The organism is Colwellia sp. BRX10-4 (assembly GCF_014077465.1).
Taxonomy (GTDB): Bacteria; Pseudomonadota; Gammaproteobacteria; order Enterobacterales; family Alteromonadaceae; genus Colwellia_A.
Genome location: NZ_JACGVZ010000010.1, coordinates 100424 through 117373 on the forward strand (window position 1 = coordinate 100424; position 16950 = coordinate 117373).

Annotated in this window: 16 protein-coding genes; 9 read left to right on the forward strand and 7 right to left on the reverse strand. The window is 38.1% G+C overall.

What is annotated here, in order from left to right:
- Positions 1 to 168 precede the first annotated feature (168 nt).
- On the reverse strand, positions 169 to 1713 hold the full coding sequence (locus H4J67_RS20290) for a CHASE domain-containing protein (protein ID WP_220463147.1): 1545 nt from the start codon (positions 1711 to 1713) through the stop codon (positions 169 to 171).
- Positions 1714 to 2701: 988 nt separating this feature from the next.
- Here H4J67_RS20290 and H4J67_RS10140 point away from each other — a divergent pair.
- From H4J67_RS10140 to H4J67_RS10150, 3 genes are all read left to right on the forward strand, one after another.
- Complete coding sequence (locus H4J67_RS10140) at positions 2702 to 3040, forward strand: P-II family nitrogen regulator (RefSeq protein ID WP_070375731.1); 339 nt, start codon at positions 2702 to 2704, stop codon at positions 3038 to 3040.
- Positions 3041 to 3050: 10 nt separating this feature from the next.
- Entirely contained in the window at positions 3051 to 4310 is a 1260-nt protein-coding gene (locus tag H4J67_RS10145; RefSeq protein WP_070375732.1) for an ammonium transporter, read from the forward strand.
- 263 nt (positions 4311 to 4573) lie between these two features.
- On the forward strand, positions 4574 to 5497 hold the full coding sequence (locus H4J67_RS10150; protein ID WP_157470986.1) for a Dyp-type peroxidase: 924 nt from the start codon (positions 4574 to 4576) through the stop codon (positions 5495 to 5497).
- A gap of 51 nt (positions 5498 to 5548) precedes the next feature.
- On the opposite strand, the gene argR is transcribed toward H4J67_RS10150, so the two are convergent.
- Positions 5549 to 6022 carry a transcriptional regulator ArgR gene (gene argR, locus H4J67_RS10155; protein ID WP_070375733.1) on the reverse strand — a complete coding sequence of 158 codons (474 nt, stop codon included), beginning with the start codon at positions 6020 to 6022 and terminating at the stop codon, positions 5549 to 5551.
- Between the two features lie 225 nt (positions 6023 to 6247).
- On the opposite strand from argR, the gene mdh reads away from it, so the two are divergent.
- Positions 6248 to 7183 (forward strand): malate dehydrogenase, encoded by a 936-nt coding sequence (gene mdh, locus H4J67_RS10160; RefSeq protein WP_182169227.1) that lies wholly within the window; start codon positions 6248 to 6250, stop codon positions 7181 to 7183.
- Between the two features lie 165 nt (positions 7184 to 7348).
- On the opposite strand, the gene H4J67_RS10165 is transcribed toward mdh, so the two are convergent.
- Together H4J67_RS10165 and ispB are read right to left on the reverse strand one after the other, a co-directional pair.
- Positions 7349 to 7921 (reverse strand): paraquat-inducible protein A, encoded by a 573-nt coding sequence (locus tag H4J67_RS10165; protein WP_310650606.1) that lies wholly within the window; start codon positions 7919 to 7921, stop codon positions 7349 to 7351.
- Complete coding sequence (gene ispB / locus H4J67_RS10170; RefSeq protein WP_182203625.1) at positions 7921 to 8892, reverse strand: octaprenyl diphosphate synthase; 972 nt, start codon at positions 8890 to 8892, stop codon at positions 7921 to 7923. The genes H4J67_RS10165 and ispB overlap by 1 nt, the downstream gene beginning before the upstream one ends.
- A 227-nt stretch (positions 8893 to 9119) precedes the next feature.
- Here ispB and rplU point away from each other — a divergent pair, with 227 nt between their 5' ends.
- The 4 genes from rplU to folA all read left to right on the forward strand — a co-directional run bounded on the left by rplU (position 9120) and on the right by folA (position 11860).
- Positions 9120 to 9431, forward strand: coding sequence for a 50S ribosomal protein L21 (gene rplU, locus H4J67_RS10175; RefSeq protein WP_070375737.1), 312 nt, complete (start codon positions 9120 to 9122; stop codon positions 9429 to 9431).
- A gap of 16 nt (positions 9432 to 9447) precedes the next feature.
- The gene (rpmA, locus tag H4J67_RS10180) at positions 9448 to 9702 is read left to right on the forward strand and encodes a 50S ribosomal protein L27 (protein ID WP_070375738.1); all 255 of its coding nucleotides are present in this window, start codon (positions 9448 to 9450) and stop codon (positions 9700 to 9702) included.
- A 326-nt stretch (positions 9703 to 10028) separates the two neighbouring features.
- Positions 10029 to 11186, forward strand: a complete 1158-nt coding sequence (gene cgtA / locus H4J67_RS10185) for an Obg family GTPase CgtA (protein ID WP_070375739.1) — start codon at positions 10029 to 10031, stop codon at positions 11184 to 11186.
- A 182-nt stretch (positions 11187 to 11368) separates the two neighbouring features.
- Positions 11369 to 11860: a type 3 dihydrofolate reductase gene (gene folA / locus H4J67_RS10190; RefSeq protein ID WP_182169231.1), complete on the forward strand. Its 492-nt coding sequence runs from the start codon at positions 11369 to 11371 to the stop codon at positions 11858 to 11860.
- A 101-nt stretch (positions 11861 to 11961) separates the two neighbouring features.
- On the opposite strand, the gene djlA is transcribed toward folA, so the two are convergent.
- The 3 genes from djlA to H4J67_RS10205 are packed head-to-tail and all read right to left on the reverse strand — an operon-like array spanning position 11962 to position 14493.
- Complete coding sequence (gene djlA, locus H4J67_RS10195; protein ID WP_182169233.1) at positions 11962 to 12753, reverse strand: co-chaperone DjlA; 792 nt, start codon at positions 12751 to 12753, stop codon at positions 11962 to 11964.
- Positions 12754 to 12790: 37 nt separating this feature from the next.
- A complete protein-coding gene (gene murU / locus H4J67_RS10200; protein WP_182203627.1) occupies positions 12791 to 13480 on the reverse strand; it encodes an N-acetylmuramate alpha-1-phosphate uridylyltransferase MurU in 690 nt (229 codons plus the stop codon).
- Positions 13477 to 14493, reverse strand: coding sequence for an aminoglycoside phosphotransferase family protein (locus H4J67_RS10205; RefSeq protein WP_259368553.1), 1017 nt, complete (start codon positions 14491 to 14493; stop codon positions 13477 to 13479). Before H4J67_RS10205 ends, murU begins: the two co-directional genes overlap by 4 nt.
- Before the next feature lie 192 nt (positions 14494 to 14685).
- On the opposite strand from H4J67_RS10205, the gene H4J67_RS10210 reads away from it, so the two are divergent.
- Entirely contained in the window at positions 14686 to 16944 is a 2259-nt protein-coding gene (locus H4J67_RS10210; RefSeq protein WP_182203628.1) for an LPS-assembly protein LptD, read from the forward strand.
- The last annotated feature ends 6 nt before the right edge of the window (positions 16945 to 16950 follow it).

A 16950-nucleotide genomic window follows, 5' to 3' on the forward strand; every position in this document is an offset into this window, starting at 1 on the left:
ACTTTGAATTTTTTTGCCAGAGCGAAGTATCAATAACCAAAATGACTTACAGTCACAAGTAGACCATCAGTTCGTCTCCTAATACATTATAGATACAATTGAGACCGTATATGGTTAGGACATTAGCATTGCTAATACTTAGTTTTCGATCTGAGGACAGTTAAGGTATTAGCGGATATTCATGCTTGGTTTATAAATTTTTACGTTATTACGACCGCTAGTTTTTGCATAATACATGGCCGTATCAGCATTTTTGATAAGCGTGGTTTCATCACTGCCATGCTCAGGGTAAATAGCAACCCCTATGCTCGAAGATATACTCAAGCTTTGTTTGGCAAACTCAAATGGCATACTGAGCGCATGACAAATCTTTTTTGAAACTTCAGATGCATCTTGCTCTGTTCTGATTGTGGGTAACAACACAATAAACTCATCTCCACCTATACGCGCTACAGTGTCTGACTTACGTAGACAGCCTTCAATGCGTTGAGCTACCGCGCTCAATGTTAGATCACCTACAATATGTCCGAACGAATCGTTAACGGGTTTGAATTTATCCAAGTCTATGAACAATATAGCCAGACTTCTTTTTTCGCGTGATTTGATCAATAGCGCCTGCTGTAAGCGTTCTATAAAGAGCTTCCTGTTTGGAAGACCCGTTAGAGAATCATGCAAAGAGTCATGTAGTGCTCTCGATCGACCTGTCAGCAGCAACCAAACAATTAATGTTAATGCTAAGCTAGCAGCAGAGCCAATCAGTGCAACCATTATTGGTCTGTCAGTATCGATACGCAAATTAAATGTAGGTAAAGGACGAATCCGAACTGTCCAGGCATGATCGACTACAGTTATAGGATAAATTTTATATCCTTCAGAATCCAAGGGTTCTCCCAATGATAACGACTCATTAGAATCAAACATTAGTGTTTCGTATGATATGGCATCACCATCAAAAATATCGAGATCGAGGTCGTTAGCATACTCCCCATGGACACCTTTCATAAAATCATTCATTCGAAAAACTGAATATACCCAACCAACAATGTTCTCCCGACGTTCAGTAATTAATGTATGAGGCTTATCCCTTTCGTAAATCGGTAGGTACATTAAAAACCCAGCCTGTTCATTCGTTCCAGATTCTTGAACTAATCTAACTTTACCAGACAGTGATATTTTGTCATTATCAATAGCATTTTGCATAGCTCTCTTACGCACTTCTTCAGAGAACATATCATATCCAAACGCCCACAAATTACGATCTGAAAAAGGTTCAAGATAAATGATTGATGAGTAAACCTCACGCTTACCTTCAGGGTAGATTGAATAGTCTGGGAACCCTTCTCTGCGGATTGTATCTATATGATTATTTTTTGATACCGATGGGATCAAAATAGAAAAGCCAACTCCCTGTATTCCCGGAAAATGTTCCTCCAGATTAAGTGAAGAAGTGTAACGTTTGAATTGATCACGTGAGACACTCGTTGATGCCTTGAATAAGCCCCCGATTCCGCGTAGTGATTCTTTATAAAACGCTACTCGATTTTCAATACGCTTAATGGCCTCTCTCACTCGGAAATCGAAATAAATTTGAACATTTTTCTCAGTAGCAGCCTGAGTAGAATAGAATGCTATATAGGTAATTGTTAAGCTGCTGATTAATATAAGCAATGATAAAAAAAATGATTTTGAATATATTTTAAAGCTTGCAATCAAATGTAACGTTCCTTTGTGAGAGACTTGTATGCGCCTGATATCCTTTCTCTTCGAAATAATATGAGGGGTATGCAGTGTCGAGTAATTTGATATTAGTTTACTTGTAATTGATATTCCATCCTAATTACTGAAATGGTAAATTTAATTGGTTATCATCAATAAAAAGGTATTCCATCTATGAAGAACGCCGGCCATCAGAAAACCGCTAGCATAATTTGATTTTTCGTCCATGTCCGCCTCAACCAAAACATACAACTATCTTCAGTATAAATTATCAAATGCTAACATCTTCAATATGGCAAAAATTAGCGTTGCAAGATGAATTTACAAGGACAACAATGAGCAGGCAGCAAGCAGCAGCTATAGCGGTGTTGTAGCTTCCACAATGTGCATTAAGAAAGTCTTAGCAGTAGAACATCATTATGCTGGTGAAAGTAATTATCAAAGGTTCACTAATGCCACAAAGTTACCATAGTCATTAGTGATATTTATCAAGTCTACTATCTCCAAAGTGCCAAAAACAGATGTGAATTGCGCGTTTAAAGCTATTTTTATTTAATGACTCAGCTTCTTAGATTAACTCTTAATTTATCTTTATCTTTATCATTATTTAATAAACACATATTTGCAGAGTTTAACTATGCAGGAAAAAATTTAGAAATAAACTCGAACCCACATATGGGCCTATCTAGAAGTATGTATCCAGTGTAATTAGCGTCATTTTTTATCTGTCGATATAAATTTTAACATGGAGCATAAACAAAATTCCAAAATTAATTCTCAAGTTGCCGTGAATTCTCAACTTAAGTGGCGGTGATCATTAAATCATGCACCAATTACTGTCATTGATAAAATTTCATGCACCAATAAAGTGCTTGTTAACAGCATTTTTTTAATTGTTTATTTTAACCTTATGAATAATAAGTATTTTAGTCTTTGGCATAACATTTGTATTGTTATGTACAAATCATAAATAAGGCTAAACATAATGAAAATGGTTAACGCAATAATAAAACCTTTCAAACTGGATGATGTCAGAGAAGCAATTTCTGAAATAGGTGTTGAAGGATTAACTGTCAGTGAGGTAAAAGGTTTTGGACGACAAAAAGGTCATACCGAACTGTATCGTGGTGCTGAGTATCAAGTGGACTTTTTACCGAAAGTGAAACTTGAAATTGCTGTCAATGATGATGTTGTTGAACGCTTAGTCAAAGCAATTACCGAGTCGGCGCACACAGGTAAAATTGGCGATGGTAAAATATTTGTCTATGACTTACAGCAAGCTGTACGTATTCGTACTGGTGAGCAAGATGTTGAAGCTATTTAAGGGGTAAATCATGGAACAAAATATTTTTCAATTACAATACGCAATGGACACTTTCTATTTCTTGATATGTGGTGCTCTTGTTATGTGGATGGCCGCGGGTTTCTCTATGTTAGAAGCCGGTTTAGTGCGTGCAAAAAATACTACAGAAATTTTGACTAAAAACGTCGCGCTTTATGCTATTGCTTGCATGATGTATTTGGCCTGCGGTTACGAAATTATGTACGGTGGTGGTTTCTTCTTATCTGGCATCGAAACAGTCGATGCTGATGCGGTATTAAAAGAATTTTCTGGCCGTGAAGATGGTTTTAATGGCGGAGCTATATACTCCAAAGCGTCTGACTTCTTCTTTCAAGTGGTCTTTGTTGCAACAGCGATGTCGATTGTTTCTGGTGCCGTCGCTGAACGCATGAAATTATGGGCATTCCTTATTTTTACCGTTGTGTTAACCGCCGTTATTTATCCACTAGAAGGTAGCTGGACTTGGGGCGGTAATGCTGTCTTTGGTTTGTACACCCTAGGTGACTTAGGTTTTTCTGATTTTGCTGGCTCGGGTATTGTCCACATGGCAGGTGCATCAGCAGCATTAGCCGGTGTCTTGCTACTTGGCGCACGTAAGGGTAAATATGGAGCAGATGGTCGTATTAATGCCATTCCAGGTGCTAACTTACCTATGGCGACATTAGGCACGTTTATTTTATGGATGGGTTGGTTTGGCTTTAACGGTGGTTCAGTTTTAAAGCTTGCTGATATCAACAGTTCACATTCAGTTGCTATGGTCTTTTTAAATACCAATGCAGCGGCCGCTGGTGGCGCTATCGCCGCGTTAATTTTTGCTAAATTACTATTTAAAAAAGCAGATTTAACCATGACATTAAACGGAGCATTAGCGGGATTAGTCGCTATTACTGCTGAGCCTTCAACACCCACAGCATTGCAAGCAACCTTGTTTGGTATGGTCGCTGGTATCATCGTTGTCTTGTCAGTGGTTGGTTTAGATAAACTGAAAATAGATGATCCAGTAGGTGCTATCTCAGTACACGGTGTCGTTGGTTTGTTTGGTTTACTGCTTGTTCCTCTTACTAACCCTGCTTCAAGCTTTAGTGGACAATTAATCGGTGCAGCAACGATCTTTGTCTGGGTATTTAGTGCAAGTTTTGTGGTCTGGTATGTACTTAAGAAAGTTATGGGTATTCGTGTAACTGAAGAAGAAGAGTATCAAGGTATGGATAAATCAGATTGTGGTATGGAAGCTTACCCTGAGTTTACTTAATACCAACTAGTGTTATCTATATTAACAAGATAAATAATAAAACAGCCTAAGGGCTGTTTTTTTTATGTACAAAATAAAGGCTAATACTTTTAGCGGCAGAGAAATTATCAGTACTTGCGCCGATAATAATAATGGTGCGTTGGCATAGCTGTAAAAAGCAACACGGTTTTATCTTATTTTATTATCGTAAATGATTTACTGTGAATTTTAAGAAACTGTGTAAAATTGAAATATTAATATATATTACATTTTTGGGAATTTTGATGGCAAGAGAACAATTCGGTATTTGCGCAGAACCTAGTTTGCACGGTTATTATCTGATGTTTAATGTTTTAGATGATAAAAATGCTCATGTTCGTCACGCACTATCTCGATTACCTGCCTTATTCGATCATTACGCTGATCGTTTTTCAGAATCCAATTTAGCTGGTGTTATTGCCATTGGTGCTAACTATTGGGATGAGCTGTATCCTCAGGGAAGACCTAAAAATTTAAAGCCTTTTTCCGCGCTTGAATGTGATGATCGCGCAGCTCCGGCTGATAGTTATGATCTTTATATCGAAATAAGAAGCGACCGTGCAGACGTTAACCATATTGTTAGTACCAAGGTTTGTTCTTTATTAGCCAACAGCGTTGAACTGGCTGAGCAAGTGCGTGCTTTTAGGTTTCTTGATGGTCGTGATTTAACGGGTTTTGTCGATGGCACAGAAAACCCACAAGGTTCACACCGCCGCAAAGTTGCGCTAATTGCTAATGAAGAGAGTGAAGAATTTGCGGCTGGCAGTTATTTACATATTCAACGTTATCGCCATAATCTGAACTTATGGGATAACTTAAAGGTTAAAGACCAAGAAGATATTTTTGGACGAACAAAACTGGACAATGAAGAATATTCCAATGAAAATAAACCAGCAACCGCGCATACTAAGCGAGTAAACCTTAAAGACGAAGACGGTAACGCTATCGAAATAGTACGACAAAGTATGCCGTATGGTGATATGAAGTTACAGGGCTTGTTTTTTGTTTCTTATTGCCGCTCGCCTGAGCCATTTGAGATGATGTTAAAAGCCATGATTCAAAGTGATGCTCATGGTCATTTTGACCACTTACTTAAATATACCCAAGCAGAAACTGGCGCATCTTTTTTTGCACCAAGTTTAAATTTTTTAGCTAAGTTGGCACTTTAATAAAGCGATAAAATTGCGATATTACTCTGGCTAACTGTCTTCGAACTTAGCTTAATTTAAGTTTCTTGAAAACAGTAACTCTAATTTAGCAATGGTTTCTTTTATTTGTCCAACATGGGTTGGGGCAATAAAAATAGTATCATCACCAGCAATCGTACCCAGTACTCCATCGCTTTTACTTAAACTATCAAGTAAGCGAGCGATTAACTGGGCAGCGCCTGGGCTGGTTCTAACAATAATCATGACTTCATTGTATTCAATATCTATCACTAGTTGGCGTAAAGGGCTTTTTGCTGTTGGAACGCCTAGTTCAGCCGGTAAACAATAAACCATTTCTTGGCGAGCGTTACGGGTGCGAACTGCGCCATATTTACTGAGCATACGTGAAACCTTTGACTGGCTGATATTATCAAAACCTTGTTTCTTCAACGCATCAACTATATCGCCTTGAGAACCAAACTGCTCTTGCTTTAATAAATCTTTAAAAGCTTGTGTTAATGCTTCTTGTTTTTGTGAAACTGTCATAATTTAACGGTACTCTTTGTTATTTTTCTACTACACTTTTTTTAATCTTAAATTCTTAATGATGAGGAAGTAAGACCTAAGTATTATTTCATTAAAAGTATTATACGGTATCCTAATGCCATATATAGTTTAATATTAATTGTTTTTTAGTGGCCGATGCTATATCTTTTGGGCACGAAAATTTACGTATTTACTCAAATATTCTTTAACTACCGGAGACATCAAATGAAAGTTGCTGTTTTAGGCGCTGCTGGCGGAATCGGCCAAGCGTTATCATTATTATTAAAAACTCAATTACCAGCGGGTTCTGAGCTATCTTTGTATGACGTAGCACCAGTTGTTCCAGGTGTTGCTGTTGATTTATCACACATACCTACAGCCGTTAAAGTTGAAGGTTTTGGTGCTGACGCATTAGGCGACGCATTAACAGGTGCTGATATCGTTTTAATTCCAGCAGGCATGCCACGTAAGCCAGGTATGGATCGTGCTGATTTGTTCGCTGTTAATGCGGGCATTATTAAAACATTAGCAGAAGGCATTGTTGCAAACTGTCCTAAAGCGTTAGTGGGTATTATTACTAACCCAGTTAACGGCACGGTTCCTATCGTTGCTGAAGTCTTCAAAAAAGCAGGTACTTATGACGCGGCTCGTGTCTTTGGTATTACTACGCTAGATGTTATTCGTAGTGAAGCGTTCGTTGCTGAATTAAAAGGCTTAAACGTTGCTGAAGTTAAAGTTCCAGTAATTGGTGGCCACTCAGGTACTACTATTTTACCACTTCTTTCACAAGTTGAAGGCGTTACTTTTACTGATGAAGAAGTTGCTGCTTTAACACCTCGCATTCAAAACGCAGGTACTGAAGTTGTTAATGCTAAAGCCGGTGGTGGTTCTGCTACTTTATCTATGGGCGCTGCTGCAGCTCGTTTTTGTATGTCTTTAGTTAAAGGTTTACAAGGCGAAGACGTGGTTGATTACGCTTACGTTGAAGGCGCAGGTGAAGATGCACAATTTTTCGCACAACCGGTACGTTTAGGCGTAAATGGCGTTAGCGAAATTTTATCTTACGGTAAACTAAGTGCTTTTGAAGAAAAAGCGAAAGTTGATATGTTAGACACATTAAAAGCTGACATTGCTGAAGGTATTAACTTCATCAAAGGTTAATTTGTTGAACGTTAGCATTAGCCTTATTCAGTAAATTTATATTTACTGACTGATGTTTTTGCAATAAAAAAAACCGCTGCTCTGTAAAGACTAGCGGTTTTTTTATCTCTAAAAATAATCAATGATAATGCTGTTGCAGATAATATCGATGAACAAATTAAAGGACTAGTTGTTAAGTTGGCTTTTTAGACCACTTTGACTCAGCTGCGTGCCAACTAATGACAGTAAACAATAAGCACAAAAGAAATAAAAACCAGGGCCGACAGCCGACAGCGTTTCACTGCTGATCATTAAATTGAGTTTAAAGCCCATAATACTTAACGTTTGTTGGCTTGCTGTTTCTGCATGGTTAGTCGACAAAACAGCTAGGAATATCGCCACAACAAAAACGTCAGCCATTGACCATTTTCCAATTGCACCAACAAAGCTAATGATTTTTCTTTCTAATTGAGTCTTCCTTTTAAAATAAGACCAAGCTACTAAGGCCGTTTTCAATAAAGGAATACAAATAGAGAAAATAAAAATGAGCACGGACACTAATATACGCTCGTTTTGCCACAGCTCTTGAATTGTAGTTAACAGGGAAAGCTCCTTGTTAATTAACTCTGAGGTAAACGCAGGTCCAGCAATAGTGGCGCTAACATCCATGCTCAAAGAGAACATCGGTAATAATATCCCTGGAATAAATAACAAAATAGCAAGAAGATTAAGATAAAAGCCAAAATGGGTCTTCATCATTATACGCTTCTATTTGCAGCAATATGGGCCAGAGATATCAGCGCTTGCTTATGTTCAGACTCGGGCAGTATTTTTAACGCATCAATGGCTTTATCCGCTTCTTGCTCGGCTTGCTTTTGTGTGTAGACGAGAGAGCCTGTTTGCTCCATTGCAGCGAGTATTTCGTCTAAATGCTCCATACCATTGCAATGTTCAATAGCGTCGCTTATTAGCTGCTTTTGCTGCGCATTACCGTGCTTCATGGCATAAAGTAATGGCAAAGTAGGTTTGCCTTCAGCTAAATCATCACCAATATTTTTTCCCATCGCTTTAGCATCGGCGGTGTAGTCCATAATATCGTCAACCAATTGAAAAGCTGTGCCTAAGTATTTACCGTATTCTTGCATCGCTTTTTCAGTTTTTTCATCTTGCCCGGCAATAACTGCTGCTAAACGTGTTGCGGCTTCAAACAGTTTCGCTGTTTTGCAGTAAATAACCTGAAAATAACTTTCTTCGGTGGTGTTAGGGTCATTACAGTTCATTAACTGCAAGACTTCACCTTCGGCAACAATGTTAGTGGTATCAGACAATATATCCATTATTCTCATATTGCCTAACTTGGTCATCATCTGAAAAGAGCGAGTATAAAGAAAGTCACCAACGAGTACACTGGCACTATTACCAAATAATGCATTAGCGGTTTCTCGGCCACGACGCATGTTTGATTCATCAACAACATCATCATGTAATAAGGTCGCGGTGTGAATAAACTCAATAATGGCGGCAATAGAGATATGATCATTACCTTGATAACCAAAAGCACGTGCGGCGAGAACCGTCAACATGGGGCGCATGCGTTTTCCACCGGCATTGACAATATAAACGCCAAGCTGATTAATTAACGCAACGTCAGAATTTATTTGCGAATAAATAACATTATTTACCGCTGTCATATCTTGTTGAGCAAGGGCTTGTATATGTTTGATATCCATAGAAAGCTATAGCTACCTTTGTTGTTGTATTTGAAAGATTTTATGAAGCATGAGTTTACACGAAATTATTTAGCAATAAAGGGCTGTAGCGGAATAGTTTATCGATAAGCAAATTAAATAGAAATAGATGCGAATTAGACTTGCCTGAATAAAAATCTTCGCGTAGAATTCGCGCCCTATATTTTAAAATCTAGCGTCTAAATAAAATGACGCTTTACGGAGTAGGTATGTACGCTGTATTCCAAAGTGGCGGTAAGCAACACCGTGTAACTGAAGGACAAACAGTTCGCCTTGAAAAGCTTGAGCTTGAAATTGGTGCAACAGTAGAATTCGATAACGTTTTAATGATCGCTGACGGCGAAGCCGTTAATGTAGGCGCGCCTTACATTGCTGGTGGTAAAGTAGTAGCTGAGATTGTAAATCAAGGCCGTGCTGATAAAGTTAAAATTGTTAAATTTAAACGTCGTAAGCATTCACGTAAAGAAGCGGGCCATCGTCAATGGTTCACTGAAGTGAAAATTACTGGCATCAACGGCTAATTAGGAGCGATTTAAAATGGCACATAAGAAAGCTGCAGGTAGTACACGAAATGGTCGCGATTCAGAAGCTAAACGCCTTGGTGTTAAGCGTTTTGGTGGCGAAGCTGTATTAGCTGGAAACATTATTGTTCGTCAACGTGGTACTAAATTCCACGCTGGAACAAACATGGGTATTGGTAAAGACCACACATTATTTGCTTTAACTGATGGTAAAGTACAATTTGATGTTAAAGGTCCTAAAAACCGTAAGTTTGTAAGTATTGTTGCTTAGTAACGTTACTCAAACTTAATAAAGACCCTGCTTTAAGCAGGGTTTTTTTTTGATACTTAATTACTTGAGTATCTAATACTCATTACACTAATTAACGACTCATTTTTAAATGACCTAAATAGTCAATAACTTCGTTGCTTCAATCCCAATAGTCAGCTATTGCTTAACCAAGCGCCTTGTTGTTGAAATTTTATTTACTTTTAATGATGTAACTTTAATTAGTTCAAAGGGTATTCATTTTGTATAAAAAATAACTTTGTTTTCGTAAGTGCAAAAAATAACTTATAATAAGGCAATAGTTTAATCTTGGAGTGTTTCAAAGCACCATGAAATTCGTTGATGAAGTTGAAATTAGAGTTGAGGCCGGAGACGGCGGCAACGGTTGTGTAAGTTTTCGAAAAGAAAAGTACATTGAATACGGCGGACCTAATGGTGGTGACGGCGGTGACGGCGGTGACGTTTATTTAATGGCTGACGAAAGCCTGAATACCTTAATTGATTACCGCTTCGAGCGTTTTCATCGTGCTAAGCGCGGTCAAAATGGTCAAAGTCGTGATTGTACGGGTAAAGGTTCAGAAGATTTAATTTTGAAAGTGCCTGTTGGTACACGTGCTATGGATGTAGACACCGGTGAACAATTAGGTGACTTAACCCGCAATGAACAAAAAATGTTAGTGGCAAAAGGCGGCTGGCATGGTTTAGGCAATACGCGTTTTAAAAGTAGTACTAACCGCGCTCCTCGCCAAAAAACCGATGGTACACCGGGCGAAATACGTAGTCTTAAACTTGAGCTATTATTACTCGCTGATGTAGGTTTGTTAGGTTTACCTAATGCAGGTAAGTCTACTTTGATACGCAGTGTTTCAGCGGCTCGACCTAAAGTTGCAGATTATCCCTTTACTACGTTGGCGCCAAATTTAGGTGTAGTTCGCCTAGATACGCAACGTAGTTTCGTTATTGCTGATATTCCTGGTTTGATTGAAGGCGCAGCAGAAGGCGCAGGCCTAGGTACACAGTTTCTTAAGCATCTAGAGCGTTGTCGAATTTTATTACATCTTGTTGATGTAATGCCTGCCGATGGTTCTGATCCTCTTGAAAACGCTAAAACTATTATCAGTGAATTAGAGCGTCATTCAGCAAAACTTTTTGCTAAACCGCGCTGGTTAGTGTTTAACAAGCTTGATTTAATGTTAGAAGATGAAGCGAAAGCGCTAACAGATAGTATTGTTGCTGGCTTAAATTGGACTGGCGAAGTACGAAGTGTCTCTGCTATCAATAAATTTGGTACCGCTGACCTAACGCAAGGCGTAATGACTTTTATCGAAGGACTTCCTCCAGAAATCGAAGAAACACCTGAAGATAAAACGGTTGAGTTCAAGTGGGATACTTACCACGAAGAAGCGGTATCCGGCGTTGAAGACGAATTAGGTGACGAAGACTGGGATGAAGATGAATACGATGTAGAAGTTGAATATCGTAAGTAATTATTCACTGTTCATTTAGTTAGTTGTTATAAAAAAGCCCAAGTATAATTTACTTGAGCTTTTTTTTTAGGGGTTAAATCGCTATCATCCCCTGATGAGTGATGTTAAATAAGCCCGTGAAACAATAATGAGTTATTTCATTAAGTAAATAGTGAATTATTCCCTTTAGAGAGACCATGTTAATGACCCTACTTTCGATGATTGTCGCCCACGCTGATAACCGTATTATTGGCAAAGATAATAATATGCCGTGGCATTTACCCGCTGATTTAGCCTATTTTAAAAAAACGACGTTAGGTAAGCCGATTATTATGGGGCGAAAAACCTATGAATCTATTGGTCGTCCTTTACCCGGTAGACAAAATATTGTTATTTCACGTGACCAAAACTACCGCGCTGATGGAGTAGACAGTGCTACGTCAGTCGAGCAAGCTTTGCTACTAGCGGGTGAAGTAGACGAAGTGATGGTCATTGGTGGTGGTGCTATTTACAGCCATTGTTTGCCGTTAGCTAACCGTCTTTACATTACTCATATCAAAGCCGATATCGATGGCGACACTCAGTTTCCTGAATATAATACGGTGGAAGATTGGCAACTAACCAGTAGTGTTAAACTCAGTGCCGATGAAAAAAATTGTTTTGATATGGATTTTTGTGTTTATCAACGAAAATAAACACTTTAAAGAATAAAAAACGCATACGCTAGTATGCGTTTTTTATTGAGTGCCTTGCAAGCTAGGCACTCTCTCTACGGCTAAATAACAAGCATTAGCGGTTATTTATTTTTAGTGATTAACTCGTATGCCCCTTGAATATCTTGTGCTTTTTGCTTGGCAATTTCCATCATTTCTGGTGGCAAACCTTTAGCAACCAACTTATCTGGATGATGTTGCGACATTAACTTTCGATAAGCTTTCTTAATATCTTTTTCAGGTGTGTCTGCTGCAACACCTAACACTTTGTAGGCATTCTCTAATTGAGATTGAGAGCTTTTACCTGATTGACCTTGATGAAATTGTGCACCAGCGATAATCATCTCTAAGAGTCTATCAAGCTCTTTACTTGAAAAGCCTAATTGCTGCGCTATGGTGTGTAAGGCTTGGCGTTCATCACTGTCTAGGTGTCCATCAGCAAAAGCCACTTGAATTTGAATCTCTAAAAAGAGCAATAATAAATCATGACGATTTCCGCAAACTTGTTTGAATTTGGCAAGGTTATCGTTGAGTGGAAAACCCACAACTTTACCTTCTCTAAAGGCATCTTGGGCTTGTTGTCTTGACTCTCCTTGCAACGATAATTTGTCCATATAAGCATTGGCGAATTCAATTTCATGCTTAGATACTAAGCCATTCGCTTTTGCCATGTAGCCCATCACTGAAAAAGAAGTGTAAAAGAATGCGCTCTGACGTTCACTTTCTGAGCTTTTCGAGCCTGAAAGATTATTGAAATTAAGCCCTCGGCCTTTATCAAAGTTATGACCAATAAACATGCCTATTAATGCACCTAGTAGGTTTTTACTCAGCATAAAACCAAATATAAAGCCTAAAAGTTTTCCCCATATTCTCATTATCAATATTACCTGTTTGTGTTATTAATTGATTAACTTATCTATTTAGATACGCTAAACGTTCTGGCGTACCAACATCGGTCCATGCACAATCAAGTATGCTGGCTGAAACCTTGCCGTCGCTTACCGCACTTTTGATCATCGGACCAAGCTTTGATACCGACATGGTATTTTTATCTTTAAAAAAATCAGCGCGAAATAAACTAATACCGCTGAAGGTGTAAGTATTTTTCTGTGTTGATTCTGACTGATTTACAATATTGGTGAGTTGATTGTTATCAAAAATAAAATCACCTTTTATATTATGATCAGGATTGTTAACTAAGCAGATATGCGCTAACCGGTCTTTGGCTAATGTCGGTAAGTTAGCAAAGTTAATATCAGTAAATATATCGCCGTTTATCAGCATAAAGATGTCATTATCATTGTTATTGCTTAATAAAGGTAGCGCCTGAATAATACCGCCAGCCGTTTCAAGTGCACCAGTATTTTCTGGACTGTAGCTTATATTAACCCCGAATTTTTTACCATCACCTAAATAGTCAACGATCATCTCTCCTAACCAGGCATAGTTAATGACAATATCTGTGATGCCACACTGGGCGAGTTTATTAATATGGTATTCGATTAGCGGGATCCCCGCTACTCTGAGTAAAGGTTTTGGGCAATGATCCGTTAAGGGGCGCATACGTTCACCACGACCAGCGGCTAAAATCATCGCTTTCATGTTAATATACCTGCTTTAAGGTTTTGCATCGCAGGCAGCACTTTCACTAATAAAAGCTGATGTAAAGAGGCTAATTCAGGGTATTGTTCACTGATCTCAACAAGGTAGCTAAGTGTTAGCGGAATATCTTTTAAGTAGCCGCTTTTATTATCGCGATGATGTAAACGGGCAAATATACCACTCGCTTTAATGTGACGTTGTAAGCCAGTTAAGTCGAACCAGCGCTGCCATTGCTGGCGAGTGATATCGTTTAATGAATAGTGCTCTGTCATCATATCTATATAGCGGTTTAGTAACAATGAAACAGACTCGTTCGGCCATTTCAGGTAGCAGTCACGGAGTAACGAGACGATATCGTAAGTGATAGGACCAATGACAGCGTCTTGAAAGTCAATAATGCCAAAATTGTTATCCTCGAGGACCATAATATTTCTACTATGGTAATCTCGGTGCACCAAGACTTGCGGTTGGCTAAGCATATTTTCTGTTAATAGTGAAAAGCAGTCTGTTAACTGCTGTTGCTCATCAGCAGTTAATATAATTGATAAGTGCTCAGTTAATAACCATTGTGAGAAAATATTCAGTTCAAGCTCAACAAATGTTTGATCATAATGTGGTAATTCTTGAGTATTCTTGGGCAATGCAGATTGAATTTTTGGTAAAATATCGATAGCTTTTTGATAGGTGATAATGATATTTTCAGTCGATAAAATATCAGCTAATAGCGTTTCACCAAAATCAGCTAAGCAAAGAAAACCTAGTGATAAATCAGCCGCAATAATTTCAGGCACTAAGACATTATTATCCTTAAGGCTCTTTTGCATAAAAACAAAAGCCGCGTTATTAGATTTATCTTTAGGGGCATCAACGGCGATAAATGAACGACCCTTTATCGAAAAACGATAATAGCAGCGAAAGCCAGCATCGCCAGTTAAGGGGGTCAATTGAATATGTTCGCCTGAAAATTGTTTATCCAACCATAGGTGTAACGCTTGAATTCGAGAGCTTGGCAAGTTTTCTATTCCTCAAGTAAATGGTACTAATAGTTATCTTAGGTGAGGGCATAAATGAGTAATGCCAACCCGTATTACCAATATACCGAATTAGCACCCTAAAGAAAATTGCTATATTATCTAAGTGTTTGAGTATAAAATGTGGCTCGTTTTCATCTTTGTTGCTTTAATCATTCATCTATCGGACTTTTAATGTCATTTCCGCGCTATTTAATTTTAATAATTACTTGTTTATCAATGGCTAAATATAGTGTTGCTCAACAAGTTACCGATATTCTCGATGGTATGGCTCAATGCCCTATACCGACTTACCCACAGTTAACCGCTACTCAATCTACTGAAAAGAGTAAAGCGATCACTATTTTAGCTGATAAATCGGGTATTAATAAAAATAAAGTCGCTAAATTTACCGGCAATGTAATGTTGATTAACAGTCAGCAGACAATTCTTGCTAATGAGATTGAGCTTAATAGAGAAAGTTCATCGGTTAAGGCCACGGGCGATATTCACTTTCAAAATAAAGGCATTGACATTTTTGCCGACCAATTGAACATAAGTGAATCGCTCGGCGCGACTACCTTGAAAAATACTCAGTATCAACTCGCGGGAATAGCAGGACACGGTGGTGCTGGTATTATTTCTGTGTCTAGAGAAGGTACCTTGTCATTAATTGACTCTTCCTTTACTACTTGTTATGGCGCTTCACCTGATTGGCAAATGAATGCCAGTGAAATTAATATTTCTAAAGATGAACGTTATTTAGAAGCTTATAATGCTAGGTTTTCAGTATTTAATGTGCCGGTGTTGTACCTACCTTATTTTACGATTCCAATTGGTGATGATAGACAATCTGGTTTTTTATATCCTGAAATTGGTAATTCAGGTAAATCAGGTTTTACCACGTCAATTCCTTATTACTGGAATATTGCCCCTAATATTGATGCGACGATTACCCCAAAATACATGTTAAAACGTGGCAGCCAATTAATGACAGAATTTCGTTATTTACATGACGAGCAACAGGGACAATTTGATCTCGAATATCTAAATCAAGACAATGAACAAGAAGATAACACCGATGCACGATATTTATTGCGTATTCAACATGTTGGCACCTTTTCAGAGCGATTTCGCGCTTTTGTTGACTATACGACAATTAGTGATGATAACTATTTAGTTGATATTGGTAGTAAGCACTACAATGATAATGATGCTTATTTATATCAAACCGGTGAATTAGCTTATTTTGCGGATAGTTGGCAGGCCAAGGTAAAATTACAAGACTTTGAAGTACTCGGCGATAATAAAACAAACTATAAAGCGCTTGCTCAACTCGAACTTGCCAGCCATCAAAAAATTGATGTTTTAGACGGGTTATTCGATGTCTATTCTGAAGTCACCAATTTTGACAATGCCGATAAAACTCAAGTAACCGCACAGCGCTATCATGTTGAAGCGGGTTTAACCTTCCCTTTGGTTACGCCAGCTTGGTTTTTGAATTCAGAATTTAAAATACTACAAACCCATTACCAACAAGACAATATTCCTTTGGAAAGTGAGCTTGAAGAAAGTGTAAGCAGAACATTACCTAAAGTCCGTTTTCATGGTGGGGTTAATTTTGATAGGCAAAGTCATTTTTGGGGAAAAAGTTTTACACAAACCTTAGAGCCGCAACTGCAATATCTTTATATTCCTGAAAAAGATCAAAGTAATATAGGGCTATATGATACAACCACACTACAAGATGACTATAACGGCCTATTTCGTGATAAACGTTTTAGTGGTTTAGATAGGATAGCTCAAGCTAATCAATATTCTTGGGGAATAACGAGTCGTTTACTCGACAGTGCCAATCAAGAACAACTTAGGGTTAGCATAGGACGAATTGTTTATCTTAATGACAGTAATTTTACCTTTGAAGAAAACCAAGGAATTGTAGCGGATGCTTCGGCATTAGCGGCAGAAGTCTACGCTCGTATAAATAGTAGTTGGCAGTTCAGTAGCGACATTCAATATAATACAGAAGATGATGTTACCAACAAGAGTCAAACCAGTATTGATTATCTTTTTGGTGAAAATCAAACAATACAATTGAACCATCGATACACTCGTGATGTCTCAGGTATAACATTAGAGCAACTATCTTTAGCGGGGAATGTCAGTATAAATAAAAATTGGCAAGTTATTAGCCGAGTAACTCAAGATTTACAGCAAAATCGAAGTATAGAAACTTATGCGGGTTTACAGTACCAAAGTTGCTGTTGGTCACTGAGTTTTGCTTATCATCGTTATATTACAGCAAACTTTGATGAACCATCGAGTAATAATAAAAATCGCGATGAATTCAACAATGGTTTTATGCTAAGATTTAGCATGAGAACAAAAGACATTACAGATATGTTCAACTCAAGTATATTTGGCTACAAACGCCCTTACTTTCTCAATAATTAAATATAA